Source organism: uncultured Winogradskyella sp. (assembly GCF_947498345.1).
Lineage (GTDB): Bacteria > Bacteroidota > Bacteroidia > Flavobacteriales > Flavobacteriaceae > Winogradskyella.
The window spans coordinates 24,491-44,732 of the sequence record NZ_CANMJY010000009.1 but is presented as its reverse complement, the minus strand read 5'-3'; the positions used below and the strand labels follow the sequence as shown (position 1 = coordinate 44,732).

At 33.2% G+C, this 20,242-nt stretch carries 14 protein-coding genes; 7 read left to right on the top strand and 7 right to left on the bottom strand.

Annotation, left to right across the window (positions count from 1 at the left end; translation table 11 throughout):
• The first annotated feature begins 84 nt into the window (after window positions 1-84).
• From Q0912_RS12560 to Q0912_RS12550, 3 genes are read left to right on the top strand one after another with little or no spacing between them, the layout of a single operon-like run.
• Window positions 85-1,635 carry a serine hydrolase gene (locus Q0912_RS12560; protein WP_299115588.1) on the top strand — a complete coding sequence of 517 codons (1,551 nt, stop codon included), beginning with the start codon at window positions 85-87 and terminating at the stop codon, window positions 1,633-1,635.
• Window positions 1,636-2,940, top strand: coding sequence for a branched-chain amino acid transport system II carrier protein (gene brnQ, locus Q0912_RS12555; protein WP_299115586.1), 1,305 nt, complete (start codon window positions 1,636-1,638; stop codon window positions 2,938-2,940).
• A gap of 1 nt (window position 2,941) precedes the next feature.
• On the top strand, window positions 2,942-3,643 hold the full coding sequence (locus Q0912_RS12550; RefSeq protein ID WP_299115584.1) for a DNA adenine methylase: 702 nt from the start codon (window positions 2,942-2,944) through the stop codon (window positions 3,641-3,643).
• A gap of 4 nt (window positions 3,644-3,647) precedes the next feature.
• Here Q0912_RS12550 and Q0912_RS12545 read toward each other — a convergent pair whose 3' ends face one another.
• From Q0912_RS12545 to Q0912_RS12520, 6 genes are all read right to left on the bottom strand, one after another.
• The gene (locus Q0912_RS12545; protein WP_299115582.1) at window positions 3,648-4,619 is read right to left on the bottom strand and encodes a DUF3883 domain-containing protein; all 972 of its coding nucleotides are present in this window, start codon (window positions 4,617-4,619) and stop codon (window positions 3,648-3,650) included.
• Complete coding sequence (locus tag Q0912_RS12540) at window positions 4,603-6,582, bottom strand: DEAD/DEAH box helicase (RefSeq protein ID WP_299115580.1); 1,980 nt, start codon at window positions 6,580-6,582, stop codon at window positions 4,603-4,605. Before Q0912_RS12540 ends, Q0912_RS12545 begins: the two co-directional genes overlap by 17 nt.
• Window positions 6,582-8,000 (bottom strand): hypothetical protein, encoded by a 1,419-nt coding sequence (locus tag Q0912_RS12535; RefSeq protein ID WP_299115578.1) that lies wholly within the window; start codon window positions 7,998-8,000, stop codon window positions 6,582-6,584. The genes Q0912_RS12540 and Q0912_RS12535 overlap by 1 nt, the downstream gene beginning before the upstream one ends.
• A gap of 2 nt (window positions 8,001-8,002) precedes the next feature.
• Entirely contained in the window at window positions 8,003-9,706 is a 1,704-nt protein-coding gene (gene dcm / locus Q0912_RS12530) for a DNA (cytosine-5-)-methyltransferase (RefSeq protein WP_299115576.1), read from the bottom strand.
• 121 nt (window positions 9,707-9,827) lie between these two features.
• On the bottom strand, window positions 9,828-11,120 hold the full coding sequence (locus tag Q0912_RS12525; RefSeq protein WP_299115574.1) for an aminopeptidase P family protein: 1,293 nt from the start codon (window positions 11,118-11,120) through the stop codon (window positions 9,828-9,830).
• A 188-nt stretch (window positions 11,121-11,308) separates the two neighbouring features.
• Window positions 11,309-11,893 carry a Crp/Fnr family transcriptional regulator gene (locus Q0912_RS12520; protein WP_299115572.1) on the bottom strand — a complete coding sequence of 195 codons (585 nt, stop codon included), beginning with the start codon at window positions 11,891-11,893 and terminating at the stop codon, window positions 11,309-11,311.
• 234 nt (window positions 11,894-12,127) lie between these two features.
• Between Q0912_RS12520 and Q0912_RS12515 the strand changes: the two genes are divergently transcribed.
• Window positions 12,128-13,891 (top strand): T9SS type A sorting domain-containing protein, encoded by a 1,764-nt coding sequence (locus Q0912_RS12515; protein ID WP_299115570.1) that lies wholly within the window; start codon window positions 12,128-12,130, stop codon window positions 13,889-13,891.
• A 136-nt stretch (window positions 13,892-14,027) separates the two neighbouring features.
• Here the strand turns inward: Q0912_RS12515 and Q0912_RS12510 are convergent, their stop codons facing one another.
• On the bottom strand, window positions 14,028-15,287 hold the full coding sequence (locus Q0912_RS12510; RefSeq protein WP_299115568.1) for a hypothetical protein: 1,260 nt from the start codon (window positions 15,285-15,287) through the stop codon (window positions 14,028-14,030).
• A 213-nt stretch (window positions 15,288-15,500) separates the two neighbouring features.
• On the opposite strand from Q0912_RS12510, the gene Q0912_RS12505 reads away from it, so the two are divergent.
• From Q0912_RS12505 to Q0912_RS12495, 3 genes are all read left to right on the top strand, one after another.
• Complete coding sequence (locus tag Q0912_RS12505) at window positions 15,501-16,547, top strand: histidine kinase (protein ID WP_299115566.1); 1,047 nt, start codon at window positions 15,501-15,503, stop codon at window positions 16,545-16,547.
• Complete coding sequence (locus Q0912_RS12500; RefSeq protein WP_299115564.1) at window positions 16,547-17,257, top strand: LytTR family DNA-binding domain-containing protein; 711 nt, start codon at window positions 16,547-16,549, stop codon at window positions 17,255-17,257. Before Q0912_RS12505 ends, Q0912_RS12500 begins: the two co-directional genes overlap by 1 nt.
• A 135-nt stretch (window positions 17,258-17,392) precedes the next feature.
• Complete coding sequence (locus Q0912_RS12495; RefSeq protein WP_299115562.1) at window positions 17,393-20,236, top strand: glycosyl hydrolase; 2,844 nt, start codon at window positions 17,393-17,395, stop codon at window positions 20,234-20,236.
• Window positions 20,237-20,242: the final 6 nt, after the last annotated feature.

Below are 20,242 nucleotides of genomic sequence, written 5' to 3'. Positions count from 1 at the left end.
GATAGGTTTTGAAATTATTTTAACAGACTAATCATCACTAACATTTAGTATATTTGAAGCTTCTCATTATAAATCAAAATTCACATGATTTTAAAACGATTATTGATCTTAGTTTTTGTCTTAAGTAGTATGACTGTATCTGCTCAAATGGAAGAGGCAGAACTCGATAAACTGATTAAAGAAACACTTATCACTTTTGACGTTCCTGGTATTTCTGTTGGAATATTTAAAGATGGGAAAGAAGTCTATGCGAAAGGCCATGGTGTACGCTCATTGACAACTAAAAAGGATATGAATTCTAACACCTTAGTTGGTGTGGCTTCTAACAGTAAAGGCTTTACCTGTTTTGCTTTAGCCATGATGGTGGATGCCGGGAAATTAAAGTGGGATGATCCTGTGCGTAAGTATATTCCAGAATTTCAATTACACGATTCCTGGGTTACTGAAAATTTTACGGTTAGAGATTTGGTGACACATCGCAGTGGCATGGGATTAGGTGCAGGAGATTTAATGTTCTTTCCAGAAGGCAATGATTTTACAGTACAGGATGTAATCAATAATGTCAAATATTTAGAGCCTGAAACCTCTTTTAGAAGCAAGTTTGCTTATAACAATAACATGTTCATTATTGCAGGTGAAGTGTTGAAGCGTGTGAGCGGTTTGTCTTGGGAAGAATTTATCGAATCCAAGATTATGAAACCTGTTGGGATGAAAAATTCCAAAGCATCCTACAATAGAGTCACTGATAAGTCTAACATTATTGATGCACATACCAGAGCAGAAGGTAAGGTGATTCAAATTCCGCATGATTGGAGTGAAACGGCAAATGCTGCTGGTGGTATTGTGAGTAATGTGCATGATATGATGACCTGGGCAAAATTCTTAATGAATGATGCTGTGACGGAAAGTGGAGAACGCTTATTAGATGAACGCCTATTTCATGAGTTATGGCAATTGCAAACTCCGTTGTCTGTTAGAAAAGGAGATTGGTATAACTCTAATTTTAGAGGATACGGATTGGGTTGGTTTGTCACTGACGTTAAAGGAGGCCACAAACAAGTCTATCATACAGGAGGCTTGATTGGGACTGTGACACAATTTACCATGATTCCAGATTTAGATTTAGCCATCGTAGTCTTAACCAATCAGATGAATGGTTCGGCGTTTAACACCATTACCAATACCATTAAAGATTCGTATTTGGGTTATGAAAATAGAGATTGGTTAACAATGTTGGGTGCTCGAAATGCCAACTACTTAAAATATAATGACAGCATAAAAGCTGATGTTTATGCTAAGGTTGAAAACTTGCAAAGAGCTACTTTCCCAACTCCAAAATCAATTGAAGGCACATACACTGACGATTGGTTTGGTGACATAATTATTACGGATATTAATGGGTATAAGTTTAAGATTGAATGCAAACGCTCTCCAAGATTGTTTGGAGAATTATTACCCTATAATGCAACGACTTTTGTAGCCAAGTGGAACGATCGAAGTTATGATGCCGATGTCTTTGTTCAGTTTACTTTTGATGAAAAGGGGAATGCCGTTTCTGCTACTATGAAATACATAGCGCCTATAACAGATTTTAGTTTCGATTTCCATGATTTAGAACTTGCAAAGACCAACTAAGTGAACATACAACGCAAAGAACTTTTAGTCACAAGTTTTGCTTTATTCTCGCTTTTTTTTGGAGCAGGAAACTTGTTATTACCTCCATTATTAGGTTATAATGCAGGTGATAACTGGCTTTGGGTGACTATAGGTTTTATGATTACAGCAGTGCTCATTCCGATTATAGGGATTTTAGCACATTCGAAATTACAAGGCACGATGTACAATTTTGGAAAAAAGGTCTCGCCTTGGTTCAGCTCTGTTTATTGTGTTATTGTTTATATCATTTCGGTAGCAATTCCTTCTCCACGAACAGCTTCCGCAACGCACGAAATTGCGATTCATCCAGCCTTTGGAACGAGCCCATTATTGACCAGTGCTATTTACTTCGCTTTGGTTTTGGTGTTTGTTTTGAACCGTTCTAAGATTCTGAATTTAATCGGAAAGTTTTTAACGCCATTTATTGTCATCATGCTTTTGGCAGTGATTAGTATAGGTTTATCGTCTTCGGCTTTTACAACAGGAACATCAACATTTAAAACGCCTTTGGTTTCAGGAATTTTGGAAGGTTACCAAACCTTTGATGCCATTGGAGCTGTGGTTGTTGGAGCTGTGATTATTGTGTCGCTCAATTTTAAAAATATGAAGGTGAGTCAGTTTGAATCTAAACGCAAACTCATACGACAATCTGGTTTTATAGCAGGTGGAGGTTTGTTTATTATTTATGCAGGACTTATAGCTACAGGCGCTTATTATGGCTCTGAGATTAAAGTGGATACAGCCTTAAGTTCTGATATGCAACGTGCTAGTTTATTACGAGGGATTAGTATTGCCGCTTTAGGTAATTTTGGAAATACCGTTTTGAGTATTCTCATCTCTCTGGCATGTTTTACCACAGCGGTTGGTATTGTGGCTGGAACAGCAGATTATTTTAGAGGCTTGTTCAATAAATCGAATACCGCTTATATCATCACCGCTGTTATTGCGTGTATTGCAGGAGTTGGAGTTGGGCAATTAGATTTTAATACTATTATTCATATTGCACTGCCAGTATTGATGTTTATTTATCCAATTACAATTGTTCTTATAATTTTAAATGTGCTGCCTAATCGCATAGCAACACCATTAGTGTTTAGAGCTGTAGTTATGGTGACCTTTATTTTTAGCATTCCTGATTTTTTAAGTTTTATTTTATCAAAAGGAAGCTTAGATTCTATTGTAGAAATTATTCCTTTGGCAAAATATAATTTGGGTTGGGTCTTACCAGCAGTATTAGCTTTGGTGATTACAGCGCTTGTGCAACCAAAACAAAAGGATATTTAAGATGAAGTACATGGGAAGCAAGGCACGTTTTGCCAAAGACTTATTACCCATTATTTTAAAGGACAGGCAACCTAACCAAGTCTATCTCGAACCTTTTGCTGGTGGTATGAATATGATAGACAAGGTCGATGGCATCCGCATTGCTAATGACCAACACGAGGAACTCATGGCCATGTGGCAAGCTTTGATTTATGACCATTGGGATCCGCCAAAATCCGTAAGTGAAGACGAGTATAGACATATTAAATATAAGCCAGAGGAATACCCAAAACATCTGGTCGCTTATGTTGGCTTTAATTCGTTTGGAGGTAAATGGTTTGCAGGTTACCGACGCGATAAACAAGGGAAGCGCGATTATTGGTCTGAACATTATCGAAACATTACCAAACAAGTGCCCAGCTTAGAAGGCGTACAACTCTCATGTCAATCCTATCTCGATTTAGAAATACCAGAAAACAGTATCATTTACTGCGACCCTCCTTATGCAGCGACCACCAAATACAGAGATGGGTTTGACCATGATGTATTTTGGGACTGGTGTCGCCAACAAAGTAAAGCAGGTCACCAGGTTTTTATAAGTGAATATAAGGCTCCTGAAGACTTTACCTGCATTTGGGAAAAAGGTGCTAAAACCACCTTCTCCTGGCATGCTAAAAACCTATCCACTAAAGAGAGTGTGGAGCGGTTGTTTGTTTTTAACTAGTAAACTAATAAATTAATGAAATTTTGTATTTATCCACTTGTTTATCCCATTCATCATCTTTGAGAATAGACTCAAAGGGGTTCTGCTTCATTATTGGGTGATAGCTTTTTTTGTTTATTTCTTTCCTATTCACAAGATATATCCAATATTCATTTTTTTTGACTTTAGCAACTTCATATTCATTTTTGGACCAAAAAAAGTATGGTGTATCACCTTCATATGATTTTACTTCTATAAATCGATTCTGATTATCGTCATACTCATTATCATAGGAAGCAATGTCATAACCAGCGTTTACGACATACTCAGCTACCCAATCAATCTTCTTTTTTTGATTTAATCTTTTAGTTTCAAAATTCAATACAAATTTTTCAGCTTCTTCTCCATAAATTTGCTTTTGTTCCATTGATTCGCGAAACTCTTCAATTCCAATTTTTCTTTTTTTGATTTCAGGCAATACAGATTTATCAAATAGCCTTTTATACCTTGAATTTATAATGAAGCAATTAATTTGTGGTGTAGGATGATTTTTAATTGTTTTAAAATCAATAAGTAGTTGCTTGAAATTAGAGTATTTTAATCCAAAAGCTGCATTATTGATTTGTAGTGATTTATAAATTATATCGTGCGATAAATGTTCTGAACAAAAAATATTGTGGAATTCATCATCATTCTTTAGTGCTTGAAATAAATGCTCATTAAATTTATCAACCATTTGATTGACACTGTTTAGATAATTATAAATTCCTGTATTTAAAGTGATCAAACCCTCTGAATTATTCAGTATATCTATTTTTAATGCTAGTTCAACACACCCATCAAAAACACTTCTATCATCTATTATTTTATTAAAAAAAAGTTTATCTATATCTCTTCGTCGGAAACTTACATCTTGATTTTTTTTAAGTGTGGTAAGTAATTCAAAGAAATAATTTGGAGTCCCAAAATTGCTGTATTTTCTAAGTTCTCTGAGCATAATTGGAAATCAGTTCTTTGATAATATCAGTTTCATCGCTATCATCAATTTGCTTAAATAAAGGAATTTCATCGTTTATTATTTCCTCCATTCGTTGGATTTTTAAATGAAGCCTTGAATTAATTACTTCATCTATAGAGTTAGTAGATACGAAATAATAATATTTTGTAATCTGGTCGTTATTTAATCCAACTCTATGTATTCGATCCTTAGATTGTAAAAAATTAGAGCAATTATAATCTCTTTCAAGATAAATGGCATTGTGACAACCTTTATGAAGCGATATTGATTCTGCGACAGAAAATGGGTTAGCTATAACTACACTAAAATCATCGTTTTTAGGATTATTGAATGCTTTTATTGTTATTTCCCTTTCATCTTGCGGAACTAATCCAATTAGAAGTTTTGATTTAATATGATTATCCTTTAGATATGATTGAAGTTCAAGAGCATTTTGAATAAAAATAGTCCAAATAATGACTTTTCCATTTTCAGGAAAAATTTTAGTTTTAAGAGTATTTAAAATGGCATCAAACTTTTTAGGAACTTCAAAAGTTGAATAGTTGACTATTTTATTAAAGAATTCTGAATCATTTACAAACTCATCAGTGTCCGCAGTAAAAACTGCATTTGGGTCATATTCACCAGTTAATTCGTTATTTTCTAATGAATCTTTAAGTGTTTTGGATAGTAAAGAAGGATTGGTTGCTGCTTGTCTTAAACGAATAAGTTTTGCCTTATTGAGAACATCTTTAACTGTTGCTGAACTATTTACTTTAAAATGCTCAATGTATTGAGATTCTATAAAATCATATATCTCTCGTTGATATGGTTCCATATCAATTTGAATATAGTTTTCTTCAATTGGCGGAAGCTTTAAATCATCTTTTTTTATTCGGATAAAATATGGCGAAATATTTTCTTTTAACTCCTGTACACGATTGGAGTCAATTGAACTATTTGCGGTCATATCTTCTAAATTGTGATAATGGAACTTGAGTATTTGCTTAAACTTAAAAGGGTATATAAACTTATATAGATTAAAAATATCTTGATAGCCATTTGGCACAGGTGTTCCAGTAAGAATAACTCTTGAAACGGCCTCTTTTGATATTTCGGTAACGCTTCTTCCCCAAACACCTTCAGGGTTCTTTATTCTGTGAGCTTCATCTACAACTACCATTGTTTTATTTCGCTTTAAGAAGTCAATAATATCAGTTTGAAATCGATCAACTCCTCCGTGAAAAATAAGTGACAATTCAGGCGCATTTGGAGAGTAAAAATGTTCTAATTTTTTCTCAAAAGAAATGCTTGGGTCCCCAGATAATCTAAAAGAACTTGTTTTTATTCCAAAGCATTCTTCGTATTCATTTTCCCAAGGAGCAAATGAAGAAAGAGGACCAATAACAAGAAGTTTATCTACGTGCTTATGGTCTTCATTTGGTAAACTTTTTAGATACGCATAAGCTCCGTAAACGATAGAAGTTTTTCCTGCTCCAGGAACTGCAAAATTGCATGAGTTTTGAGCAAAAGCCATATGGAAAGCAGAGAGTAATTGAAGAGGATAGAGTCTTCTATCCATTATATCTTTTAATACGTTTTGAAATTGGTCAAATTGTTGAATTAAAAGTTCATTTTTTTTAAATTCGTTATTTCGGATTGATTTTGCATTTTCACTAAATAATTCAAAGTTTTCTTCTTCTTTATGGTATGATTTTAATTCATCTTTTATTGCTTCTGAAGCTGAATAACTTATATCAAATTTCTTTAGTAATCTTTGGACTTCTTGAAGAGTTTTTATTTGGGTTTCTTCACGAAACGGAATTGAAATTACTTGATTTTCTAATTCATAACCAAGTCTTTTAAATGAAAATAAGAGTCTTTTGTTGTTTAATAGAGTTTCATCAAATCCAAATAATGCAAAAGAGTTTTCTTCTTTATTAATATCAATTTCTAATGGCATTATAGATTTTTATTTATTTGATAACCAATTTGTTGAATTCTCTTGGTTTTATCTTGTACATCTTTTATTTCATTATCCGGAATTTGTTTAATATCAATACTTTCCAATAAATTAATAATATGAGATAAAACTCTTGAAGGTGATTTCTTTTGAAGGGAATCAAAAACTTTGTTTCCAAGTTCTTCAACAAGTTTTTGGACAGATTTTGAATTGAAGTTTTTATTGTTTTTATTTATTGAATTAAAGGAATCTAGCGCTTTATTGATTAATTTTTCTGGTTGATCCTGAGATTGTTTATTTCTTAATTTTGTATAATGATTATCTACATTCTCGTCTAGTTTTTCTCCAATTTCATCTTTGAATTTACTATCTATACTATTTAAGTGAGCTTCTAAGTTTTTGACATTAACATCAATTTTAGGTTCAATAAATGCATTTGTTATACTTCTGTGTTCATTATGAAATGAATCCCATATTTCTTTATTTCCAAAGAAATGATTTTGTTTCTGTCCTTGTGCTACATATCTGAATTTTTCATTTTTATATTTAATTCTAATCAAATCATAGCAAAGAGTTTTTAAGTCGTCAACATCATCATCCTTATAATAATCAAACGCTTTTCTTGAATTCTCTCCATATAGATTTATTAACCAAGTAGTTAATCCTCTAAATTGTTCTTCTCTTTCGTCAAGAGTTGTATAAATTCCATTGTATTCGAACCAATCAAGGTATTCATCCATTGAATTCATTACTGCTAATGTATATTCAATATCATTAGAGCTTTTTATATTTTTATAGTTTCCAATCCACTCGTAAATTCTTTTAATAGCCTTTTTATCGACCGTTTCTGGTGAGTAAAATGATTTACCACTAAGTTGCATATATAGACTCTGTACTTTTAAATAAATCTCAATTGGATTGTAATCAAGTTTTCTTTCTTCTCCTAATTGGTATTTGGTCTCAAATTTTTCGATTTCTAGAGGATTCCCCTCATATTCTACAGGTAAAATAACAGCTTTGAAATAATCTATGTGATCAATTTTATTAAGAAGCATTGCTCTTCTGTTTCCATCTATTATTATTCCGTCTTGAGTAATAATTCCAACTTTTTCTTGCCCAATTTTATTTAGACTCGCAAGAGTTTCTTTGTTTTTTTGAGCCTTTGAATTCCATAATAAATCTTCTATTAGCTTTTTGCCCACATCACTTTCAACATCTATTTTCAAGTTTTGGTTTTCATATGATTTTGTGCGACTTAGAATCCTTCCATTATATTTGTTGTAAACAAGATAGTCTAATGGTATTTGATATACATCCATTGGTTCTAATTTGTCTTTCCATGGTATATCAATTCGACCAACAGGTTTTTCTGTTTTAATAATATTTTCAATCTGTTGAATTCTAACTTTTTTACTCATATTTATTTCTGATTGGCTTTTGTTGATATTTTATTTATGGCGTAAAGAGCAAATAGTTGTTCAACAGGGATAATATTTTTGTGTTTAAAAATTAAGGTTTCATTTTGGATAAAATCAGTTGTTTCAAATTCAATATTATTTATAATTCTAGATAATTCTTCAACTAACTCCGTTGGTTCAAGAAGTATATCATTCGAAACTTGCATCTCATAAAGTTCTTGAATTTGTTCGGATGAACCTATTTTTTCAGAAAACCCATTATTAATAGTTTTAATAAAATTTGGACCTGAATTCTTTTCAGCAATTATAGGTTCTATTGTTTTGTAAAACCCATCAATAACATTTTGATTTTTAAAACCTTCGCCTGTTCCATACTGAATTGAAGTAAACCATTTATCATCGGTTTGAGAATTTTTTTCAATATCAAAGTTTGAGAGTGTTACAGTTAAGTTACCGGTTTTAATAGGATGTCTTCTAAATCTTGAGTTTTTAGTTCGTCTTGGTTGGTTGTCAAATTTTCTCTCTTTAAAATCATTAAGGTTTTGAACTCCTTTAAGTTTAGGTTCTTTTTCTATTTTTAATTGTTCAGGAGTGTTAAAATCAAGTTGAACCAAAAGCTCGTTTGCAAAGGCTCTGCTAACCGATGGGCATACCGCATTTCCGACCAATCTCCATTTACTATTTATTGTGCCTAAGAATTGATATGTAAATGGGAAGCCCATAATACTTGCTACTTCTCTCACAGTTGGACTTCTATACTCTCCATTTCCTTTTCTAGAATATTCTGATTTGTATACTAATGATTCTCTAGATGTTCCACTTTTTGTAGCGGTTACTGTCCTACTTGGTTTGTTCTTGTTTTCTGGGAAAGACATTTTTCCCATACAATAATGATTTAGCTTGTATTCCTTTGATTGCCTCCACTCGCTTTTATAAAGTCCACTATCGTAGAAATGATCACTTAATGAGTTGAGAGTAATTTCGATTTTGTATATAGGGTCTAATATCTTTCTTGAAGACTTTTTACAATTTGGTTTAGGAATTTTTTGTATTAGTTTACCTAGAGTATTCCATTTTTGAAGAGAATCGTTTTCATTATTTGAATGTGACGGTTTTGGAACAATCAACTTTCCCTTATTGATAATTTCTCCCGAAATAACTCTCTTTCTGGCTTGATAAGAGCCATAGTCAGCAGAGTTAATTATTTCAGTGTTTTCTTTTAAGTTAAGGGCAATTGTATTTGGTTTTATATAATGAGCATATGCCCAATATTCTAGGCCAAGATTTTCAAAAGTATATGATTCTTTTAAATGTTTTCTAGAATTGACTACGTTTTCCATAAACCAACCTTTGAGTTTAGAATTTGGTTGGTGTTTTTTGACAGCGACAACTTTCAAAAATGTTTCAGTAAGTTTAACCCCAAGAGACTTATCAGCTTTTCCTGATTTATTAGAGTTAGAAAAACTCACACATGGTGGGCTTCCAAGTATTATGTCTGTGTCAGGAGTTTTGTCAATTTCTTCAATGGAGTTTTCAAAATCAAGAATATTTTTAGGATTACAGTTTAAGCCGAAATTATGATTATAGGTTTCAATAGCTGGTTTCCAATGGTCATAACCTTTGATTATTTCAAAGCCCATTTGTCTAAACCCTTCTGAAAACCCACCAGCACCACAAAAGAAGTCAATTACACTTAAACTTGGCATATGTATACAGTTTTTCAAACTTAATCAAAGAATATAGATCAAACAATACGTAAGCCTACGTATTTTTAAACAAATGAATAAATTATAATAATTTTATTATTGAGGGAAACCGTAAAATGACTTAAGCATTCATAATATCCTCAATCTCCTCAATGGCAATTGGAATATTACGCATCAAATTAAACGGTTCTCCAGACTCTTGGATAACCACATCATCTTCTAAACGAATCCCAAAGCCTTCGTCTGGGATATAAATACCAGGTTCAACCGTAAAAACCATATTAGCTTGCATGGGTTCGTGGAGTAACCCATAATCGTGTGTGTCTAAACCAATATGATGCGACGTGCCATGCATAAAGTATTTTTTATACGCTGGCCAGTCTGGATTTTCGTTTTGTACATCAGCTTTGTCAATAAGACCTAAACCTAGCAATTCAGAGGTCATCAGTTTGCCAACTTCTACATGGTATTGCTCCCAAAGCGTTCCGGGAACCAGCATTTTAGTAGCTTCGTCTTTAACACGGTTCACCGCATTATACACCGCTTTTTGTCTATCGGTAAATTTTCCTGAGACTGGTATGGTACGCGTCATATCACTAGAGTAGTTCGCATACTCGGCACCAACATCCATTAAAATCAAATCACCTGCTTTACACTGTTGGTTGTTTTCTATATAGTGTAAGACATTGGCATTATTGCCTGCGGCAATAATAGGTGTGTAAGCAAAACCTTTAGAACGGTTGTTTAAAAACTCGTGCATAAACTCAGCTTCGATATTGTATTCCCAAACGTCTGGTTTTACAAAATTAAGCACACGTCTAAACCCTTTTTCGGTAATATCACAGGCCTTTTGCATCAGGTCTAATTCTATTGGGTCTTTTACTGATCGTAGACGTTGTAAAATAGGATTGCTCTTAGCTACACTATGCGCAGCATATTTGTCTTTTAACCATTTCGTAAAACGATCTTCGCGCGTTTCGGTGTCTACATTAGCGCGGTAATGTTCGTTAGTGTTAATGTATACGGTGTCACATTGGGTCATGAGTTCAAACATAATCTTTTCCATGTCCTGTAACCAATACACGGTTGTAATACCAGAAGTTTTTAAAGCAGCCTCCTTTGTGAGTTTTTCACCTTCCCAAACGGCAATATGCTCGTTCGTTTCTTTTAAGAATAGAATTTCACGATGTTTTTCCTTTGGGCAATCTGGGAATAGCACCAAAATACTTTCTTCCTGATCCACACCACTTAAATAAAAGATATCTCTGTGCTGTTCAAAAGGCATCGTACTGTCTGCACTTACAGGATAAATATCATTAGAATTAAATACCGCTAAACTGCTTGGCTTCATCTGAGCCATAAAGTTTTTACGGTTATTTATAAAGAGGTTGCGGTCTATTAAATCGTATTTCATTTGGTCGCTATTTATTGTTATAATTTGGTCAAATGTTATGCTTAATTCATGTTCTTAGAAAAGGATCAAACGTTATTTTGACAGCATTTCATCGAAAAAGAATTTTTCGTTCCCGCGAAATCGGGAACCTTATTATTGAACTACCCAAAAATAATTAAATGAAGTTTTAATCCACCAGCCAAATGTCCTTATTTTATGTTTTTCCGAATTCTACTCATATGACGCGAAGAAATACCCAGAAAAGAGGCTAAATAATGTAGAGGTACTTTTTGGAGAAGCTCACTTTCGTTGTTCAATAGTTTTTTATAACGTTCTTCCGGAGTAAGCGTCAACAGGTCGATTCTATAATCATCAATTCTAAAAATTTGATGTTCAATAAGGTTGTAATAAAAGCGATTAAACGCCACATTAGTATTGAGTAAATCATTAAAGGTTTCGATATCTATAACCCAGAGTTGACAATCAAATAAGGCTTTAATACTTTTTCGGGAAGGGACTTTATTTTTAAAACTATTGAGGGCTGAGGTCAATGAATTCTTTAATGCGAGATAGGTGGTTTTTTCTTCGCCCAAAACGTCAATAGCATGTTGTAAAATTCCGCTTTCTATATAACAGAAATATTTGCAAACATTACCCGCTTTGACAAAGAAGTCATTTTTTTGAAGTGCTAATAGTTGAAAATGATCTAGTATTTCTGGAACATGATGTTCTAAGTCCTTATCGTTAAGAACGGATTTAAAATAGATTTCAAAATTGACTTTTGAAGCTTGCATTGTTTTTCGTTATTCCTTACTTAGGGATGTTTTTAATGAATCTAATAACATTCATTAATATGTGCTGTAGTTGATTCATTATTCTAAAGTTATTATAGTTTTTTTATAAAGCGTTTGTTAGTGAAATTGTATTTCTTTTCTTACTAATTGCGTGAAAAAAGTGATGTTTTTCTTCAAAAACATCGGTAAATTGCTATATTAGCCCGATGAAACGAATTAAACCCTAACTCTAATATGAAAAAAATTACTCTAAAATTCTGTTTATTCGCAATGTTTTGCCTTTTTGTAAAACAGCAAACAATAAACGCTCAGGAATTAACTTTCGAAGTTCCTTTGAACGCTCAGGTTCAGGCTTCATCTCAAATCGTTGAAGGTAAAGTTATCTCAAAAAAATCATATTGGGATACCAATCGCGAAAATATTTATACTGTAAATGTTATCGATGTTTATAAAGTATTTAAAGGATCGCAATTATCTACTGTTGAAATAATTACTCCGGGAGGAACTGTTGGTTTGGAGGCTCAGGTTATAACTCCAAGTCTTCAGCTACATAAAAATGACGTTGGTGTTTTTATCTTAAAAAATAACACAGTAAACATTACTACTCAGCACAGTGCTTTTGAAACCTACAGTGATGCACAAGGCTTTTATAAGTACAATGTTTTTAATAACACCGTTGTTAATCCCTATACTAGAAAAGAAGGTATCGCTAACTTCTATAACGATATTACTAACCTTACCAATACTAGTTATTCTAATGTTAAGGATTTTAGTATTGATACAACGGCCAACAGAGGTGGAGTTAGTATTACCTCGATTAGTCCAACAACTGCAACTGCAGGGACATTGACCGAGCTGGTTATTACAGGATCTGGTTTTGGTACAACAGCTCAAAATGTTGGATTTTCTAATGCAGATGATGGTGGTGCTACATTCGCTATAGCTTTACAAACTGAGATTATTAGCTGGACGGATAACCAAATTACAGTATTGATTCCAACAGATGCTGGTACAGGATCTATAGCTATTATTAATTCTGCTGTAACAGCAATATTAGACACCTCAGCTCAAACTCTTAATATAGAATATGCGCAATTAAATGTTGTATCTGATGGAGTATCAGCAGGGACTAACGTTGCCTATCCAACTCAACACATTAATGATGATGGCAATGGTGGGTATACATGGCAGATGTTTACAGATTTTGATGCTGATGCTTTAGCAAATGCATCATTTTTAAGAGCATTAGACACTTGGAGGTGCGAAACAGGTATCTATTGGACGATTGGCTCAGTAACTACTACAGATGTGGTAGCAAGCGATGGTATTAATATTGTACGTATGGATAATGGTAGTGAATTACCAAATGGTGTGCTTGGGCGTTGTACATCTCGATTTTCGGGTTGCTTCACCAATGGTGGTACAGACTTAGATTGGAGAGTAGTAGAATTAGATATTGTATTTGATGATGGTATCAACTGGCAATATGGACCTTCTGCTCCTTCATTTTCACAATTTGATTTTGAAAGTGTTGCCGTGCACGAACTGGGTCATGGCCATCAATTAGGACACGTCATAGATAGTAATGTAGTAATGCATTATGCATTGTCTAATGGAGAATCTCAAAGAAGCTTAAGTACAGGAGATATTAACGGTGCAGGTGATGTGCAAACCCGAAGTACTACTGCAGTAGTTTGTGGTGAATCATTAATGCAAAACTTTGACTGTGCAGTACTTTCTGTTTCTTCTGAAGAACTAAGTGCTGTAATCAATATCTATCCAAATCCATCTAAAGGTACTTTTTATATTAACAATTCGGGGGTTATAACTCTAAACAATGCAGAAGTATACGATATTAATGGTAGACTCATTATGCAAAAGCCGTTAGCTAATACACCGCTAAACCAAATTGACTTAACCAATGTTAGTAATGGGGTTTATTTTTTAACAATACGTAGTAATGAAGCTTCAATAACAAAGAAACTTATTATAGATTAGTTCTTAATCTTAAAATAGATTAAAAAAAGACAACTCTTAAAGTTGTCTTTTTTGTTTCTTATATTTTGAAATTTACCTTTTCGTAAATCTATAATATTGCCACCTGTGCTTTTCTGAAGTAATTAATTATAGAATACTAGGAACGATTAGGAATCGTTGGCAAGTCTGCAGGAATAATTAATTGATAGTCATAAGCATATATAAGTTGTCTTAGTTTGTGATATGAACCATCCTTAGGTAGTGCAATAGCTTTATTTTCAATAGCAGCTCTAATGGCTTTTAGATTTATGATGGTCCACTGATCTTGTTTTGCTAGTGGCATAAATAGTTTATAGCGTTTGTAACTACGCTTATACTTTTCAAAATAATTAATAATACTTCCATCTTCAGAAACTTCATAAGGTATCCAAGACCCAATTGTTGTGGCTTTGGTTCCATTTTCATTTGCTAAGTACTCTACTAATTCACCTATATCATATGCACCATTAGACAAGATTTTTCTAGCATGTAAGCTTCCTATTTTGGTATAAACTTTAGGTTGCTCTTCAGTCTTTAGGGCTTTTTTATAATTCTTCATAAAATTATCTCGCATGTAACTAATGCGGTCAGCATGAGAATCATTTCGCCAATGAATATAAATATCCCAACTGATTTTTAAATCTTTTATAATAGCCTGCGCTTTTTTATTAGATGTGTCAAAGGCATTAAAATAATTTGTTACAGCTGGCTCTTTGATTATAAGACTATAAGCTCCCTCATTTTCTTTCTTAAACTCTCCTATAAAATGTTTGAACATAATAGCTTTTGCTTTATTTTGTAATTGAACAATATCTTGATAATTGGCATTGTTTTTAGCAGTTTTTGTGAGCTCGTCCATTAAGTAAAAGGTAGAAAAATAAAACTCTTGATCAAGCCCCCAAAGATGCATTCCGTTGCTACGAGCAGCTTGCAAAAATTTCGCATCACTTACATTGTCAAAAAACGGAATTGGTACTGCAGTGTCGCCCCCTTGCGATACAGTGTAAGCAGAATTGAATGCTTTTAATTGAGCTGTCGTTTTGTTTGCAGGAGTGGACAGCACAGTAAGTTTTTCTGCAGAATGAGGCCCTACTTCTATTGCAAAATACTTAAATCCAGAATCAGCTAACAAAGGCATTAATGCTTCATTAATGATTGAGGTTTGCCTAGAACCATGTATTTCTCCATATACTACAAATTGAGAAGTACGAATAATATCTTTTAAGACCTCAGCGCCTTCACCACTTAATTTAGTATTTTCAATAGTAAAGTAATTAGTGTATGTCTTTAAGAGTTCAGTATCTAACTGTTTTGCAACTTTCTGTGCACTCATGGAAAGACACATTATTAATAATAGTGTTGTGATAATGTTTTTCATGATATGGTGTTTTTAAAATTAATATCTGTACAATGATAATTGTCCTAAAGTCCAAAATTGTTCCTACTTAGATCAGTAGTATCTATAACTCCATCAACTGTTATAATTTTTACATCAATGTGTTCGTCCTAAAAACAAATAAGTTGATGGTATAAGACATAAAGTTGGTATAATCGTATCGTTATTTTCATAGAATCCTATTAAATTCGTTCAATGCGATTATCTAAAGAATTAAAATATAACATCGTTTTTGCCATTCTCCTTATGGTTGTAAGTGTAACATGGGAGTACTCTAATGACATCATTTTCAATCAGTCAACTGACATGTGGTTTAAGCCAGCTTCAATTGTGCTTTTTACAACAATGCATATTACCTATTTTTCAGTATATGCTATAAACTACCTGATATTTGCACCACGATTTTTAAAACCTAATAAAATAATAGAATATTGCTTGTCTTTTGTCTTTATGGTTTTTTGTTTTGCTGGTATTCGTTTTCTTTTTGAAGAGGTTTTATTGTTAGCATTATTCGATTTTCATAATTACAACCTCGACCGACCTAACATTGTGGCTATTTATTTAACAGACAGTGCTGTATATACCATTAGACCTTGTTTGTTTAGTAGTCTAATGTTCTTGTTTTTTAGGTTTAATGAGAATAAATCAAAAATGCACCAAATTCAATTACAACATCAAGATGCCCAAATGGCTATGTTACGATCTCAGATAAGCCCTCATTTTTTGTTTAATACTTTAAATGGGTTTTATTCAGATTTATATGAAGACAAACCTAAGACTGCTGAAGATATATTAAAACTATCCCATCTTTTGAGATATGTTACTTATGATGCTAAAGAAAATTATATGCCCTTGGATAAGGAAATTGCATTTATTAAAGACTATCTTTATTTTTACAGGAAGCGTTATGAACATGAATTCTATGTTGATTTTAGAATAAAAGGAAAAATCGAAGGGCAGAAAATACCTGCATTAATGCTCATCCATTTTGTAGAAAACTTATGTAAACACGGAATTATTAATGATGCCGACCAACCTGCAACAATTGAAGTTAACATTAATCAGCATAGTCTTGAGATTAAGACCGAAAATGCTGTAGATCCTTCAGAAAACTATATGGATAAAGGCATAGGAACCAAAAACATAAATAAAAGATTGAAACTCCTTTTTGGTGAACAATTTACACTCTATTCTAAAACACAAAATAACATCTACCAATCTTACCTAAAACTACCGTTGTAATGCAAAAACTAAACTGTATTATAGTAGATGATGAACCTGCTGCAATTAGATTATTGGAGCGGTATATTGCAGATGTTTCTTTTTTAAATTTTCAGGCTTCTTTTACAAAACCTCTAGAAGCCCTGGCTTATATAGAATCGAATACTATCGACTTAGTTTTATTAGATGTGCAAATGCCTCAATTAACTGGTGTTCAACTCTCTAGGATTATTAACCCAAAAACAAAAATCATCTTTACTACAGCCTATTCGGAGTTTGCTTTAGATAGCTACGAAGTAGCAGCAATAGATTATTTACTAAAACCTATAGCTTTTGAGCGTTTTTATAAGGCTGTATCCAAAGCTCAACCATCTAACAAAGATGTTTTGGCACCAAATAGAGATACCGAAGATTATATTTTTATAAAGACCGATGGAAAACACAATTTCAACAAAGTTTTTTTAGAAGATATCCATTTTATTGAAGGTTTAAAAAACTATGTTTCCGTACAATTAAACAAAGAGCAAATTATTACTTATAGTACTTTAAAGCACTTGTCTAAACGATTACCAAGCAATCAGTTTATCCAAATTCACAAATCATATATTATTGCACTAACACATATCAAAAGAATAGAAAATGATGCTGTTTGGATGGAGGGTCGACAATTACCAATTGGTAATACTTATCGAAAAAAGTTCTTTGAAATGATTAATAAGCGACAGCTTTAAGCTAAAAATAATGTAACTTAACTAAAGGTTCGTTTTCACAATTACAACAATAGTTTAGTCTTTGATTTACATAAAGACTTTTTTGATGCTTCAAGCAATATTCATTAATTTCATGCCACATAAAACCAACCAAAAATGTCCTATATAAAATTTCTTTCTTTTGTAGTATTTCTGAGTACTTATTTAGCATTTTCACAACAACCTGCAACTTCGGCAGAAATTGTAGCACAAGCCTTAACGCAAAAACGACAGATGGCTCAATCGTCATTGGTTAAAAATGTACCCTTTAAAAATATTGGTCCTACAATTATGAGTGGTCGTGTGGTAGATGTGGATGTAAACCCAGAAATGCCCTCAGAGTTTTATGTAGGATATGCATCAGGTGGTGTGTGGCATACAACTAATAACGGAACTTCATTTACTCCTGTTTTAGATCGTTCAGATACGCAAAATGTAGGTGATATTGCTGTGCATTGGCCAACCAGAACTATCTATGTTGGTACTGGTGAAAACAATGCATCGCGTTCATCATATGCTGGTATTGGGATTTTAAAATCAACAGATAACGGAAAAACATGGTCTAATGTTGGTCTTATGGATGCACATCATTTTGCTCCAATTTTAATCCATCCCGATAATCCCGATGTAGTTACTATTGGTATAACTGGTCATTTATACTCCCCAAATAACGAACGTGGTGTTTACAAAACTATAGATGGAGGAAAAACATGGACGCAAACACTTTTTGTAGATAATATGAGTGGTGTAATTGACTTGCAACACAGTCCAGATAATTATAACGTTATGTATGCTACATCTTGGACAAAGGATAGAAAAGCATGGAATTTTACTGGTAATGGAACAAATTCAGGTATTTATAAAAGTACTGATGCTGGCGAAAACTGGACAAAAATTTCAACTGCAGATAGTGGTTTTCCAACTGGTGAAGGAGTGGGTAGAATAGGTGTAGCCGTTTTTAATGATGATATCGTTTATGCAGTACACGATAGCCAATTTAGAAGACCTGATGATAAAAAGAAAGATGATAAACGTGGGTTGACAAAAGAAGATTTTAAAACAATGTCTAATACAGATTTTTTAGAATTAGACGATAAGAAACTCAATAGATTTCTAAAAATAAATGGTTTTCAGGAAAAATACAGAGCAGAAAATGTAAAGCAAATGGTGCGCTCTGGCAATGTAAAACCTATAGATTTAGCTAAATATTTAGAAGATGCCAATTCTATGTTATTTGACACTCCTGTGGTTGGAGCTGAGGTTTATAAAAGTATTGACGGAGGAAAAACATGGAAAAAAACACACGAGGATTACTTAGATGGGATTTATTTTAGTTATGGCTATTACTTTGGGCATATCCATGTATCTCCTGTCAATGAAAATGATATCTACATCTATGGTGTACCAATTGTGAAATCTAAGGACGGAGGAAAAACATGGACATCGATTAGTGCAGAAAATGTACATGCAGATCATCATGCACTTTGGATCAACCCTAAGAATCCAAACCATTTAGTAGATGGAAATGACGGTGGAATAAATATTACTTACGATGATGGCGAAAACTGGATAAAAAACAACTCACCTTCCGTTGGGCAATTTTATGCCATTAATATCGATAATGAAAAACCTTATAATGTATATGGAGGCCTACAAGATAATGGTGTTTGGAAAGGACCTCACAATGCACGCGAAAACAAAGCCTGGCATCAACAAGGGCAATACCCATGGGAATCTATAATGGGAGGTGATGGGATGCAAATTCAGATTGACAATCGTAATTCTAATATTGTATATACAGGTTACCAGTTTGGAAACTATTTTAGATTAAATTTAGAAGCCAATACACAAACCTACATTCAACCCAAACACACTTTAGGTGAAAATCCATACCGATTTAACTGGCAAACACCTATTTTACTTTCTCCGCATAACCAGGACATCTTATACTTAGGTGGTAATAAACTCATGCGATCTATGAATCAAGGCAGAGATTGGAAAGCCATAAGTGACGATTTAACCAATGGTGGTAAAAAAGGAAATGTAGCCTATGGCACATTAACATCTATTAGCGAAAGTCCATTTGAATTCGGATTAATTTATACAGGTAGCGATGATGGTTTAGTGCATGTCACTAAAAATGCGGGAAGTAGTTGGACAAATGTTTCAAGTACTTTCCCAAAAGATTTGTGGGTAAGTCGTGTCATTGCTTCTCAACACAAAAAAGAACGGGTTTTTGTTACATTAAATGGTTACCGTTGGGATGATTTTAAAGTTTATGTCTATATGAGTAATGATTATGGACAAACGTGGAAAGATATTAGCGGTAATATTCCTGTCTCGCCAGTTAATGTTATTAAAGAAGATTCTGAAAACGAAAATGTACTGTATTTAGGAACCGATAATGGAGCCTACGTATCCTTTAATATGGGTGAATCTTGGGATGCGTTTTCAAATGGAGTTCCTAATGTTGCTGTACACGATATTGTTATTCAACCTAAGGCCAAAGACCTATTATTAGGAACTCATGGGCGCAGTATATACAAAGCCAATATTGCTCCATTACAGCAAATGAATACAGATATAGCATCGAAAACTATTACAATTTTCAATCTAAGTCCAATACATCATTCGAGCCGTTGGGGAAATTCTTGGAGCCAATGGTTAGAGGCCTACGAACCAGAAAAGACAATTCAGTTTTACTGTAATACTTCAGAAGAAAAAACCATTAAAATTCTTTCTGAGAATGGGAAAGAATTAAATAGCATAAAGATGAACGCAGATAAGGGTTTTAATTATGTGGGTTATAATTTAGAATTAACAGAAAAAGGAAAAAAGGCTTTGATGAAAGAAGATACGAGTATTGATATCAAAGAAGCCAGCAACGGAAAATATTATTTACCTAAAGGCGTTTATACTATACAAATAGATAATTCCAAGACTAAGCTTGAAATAAAATAATATTTT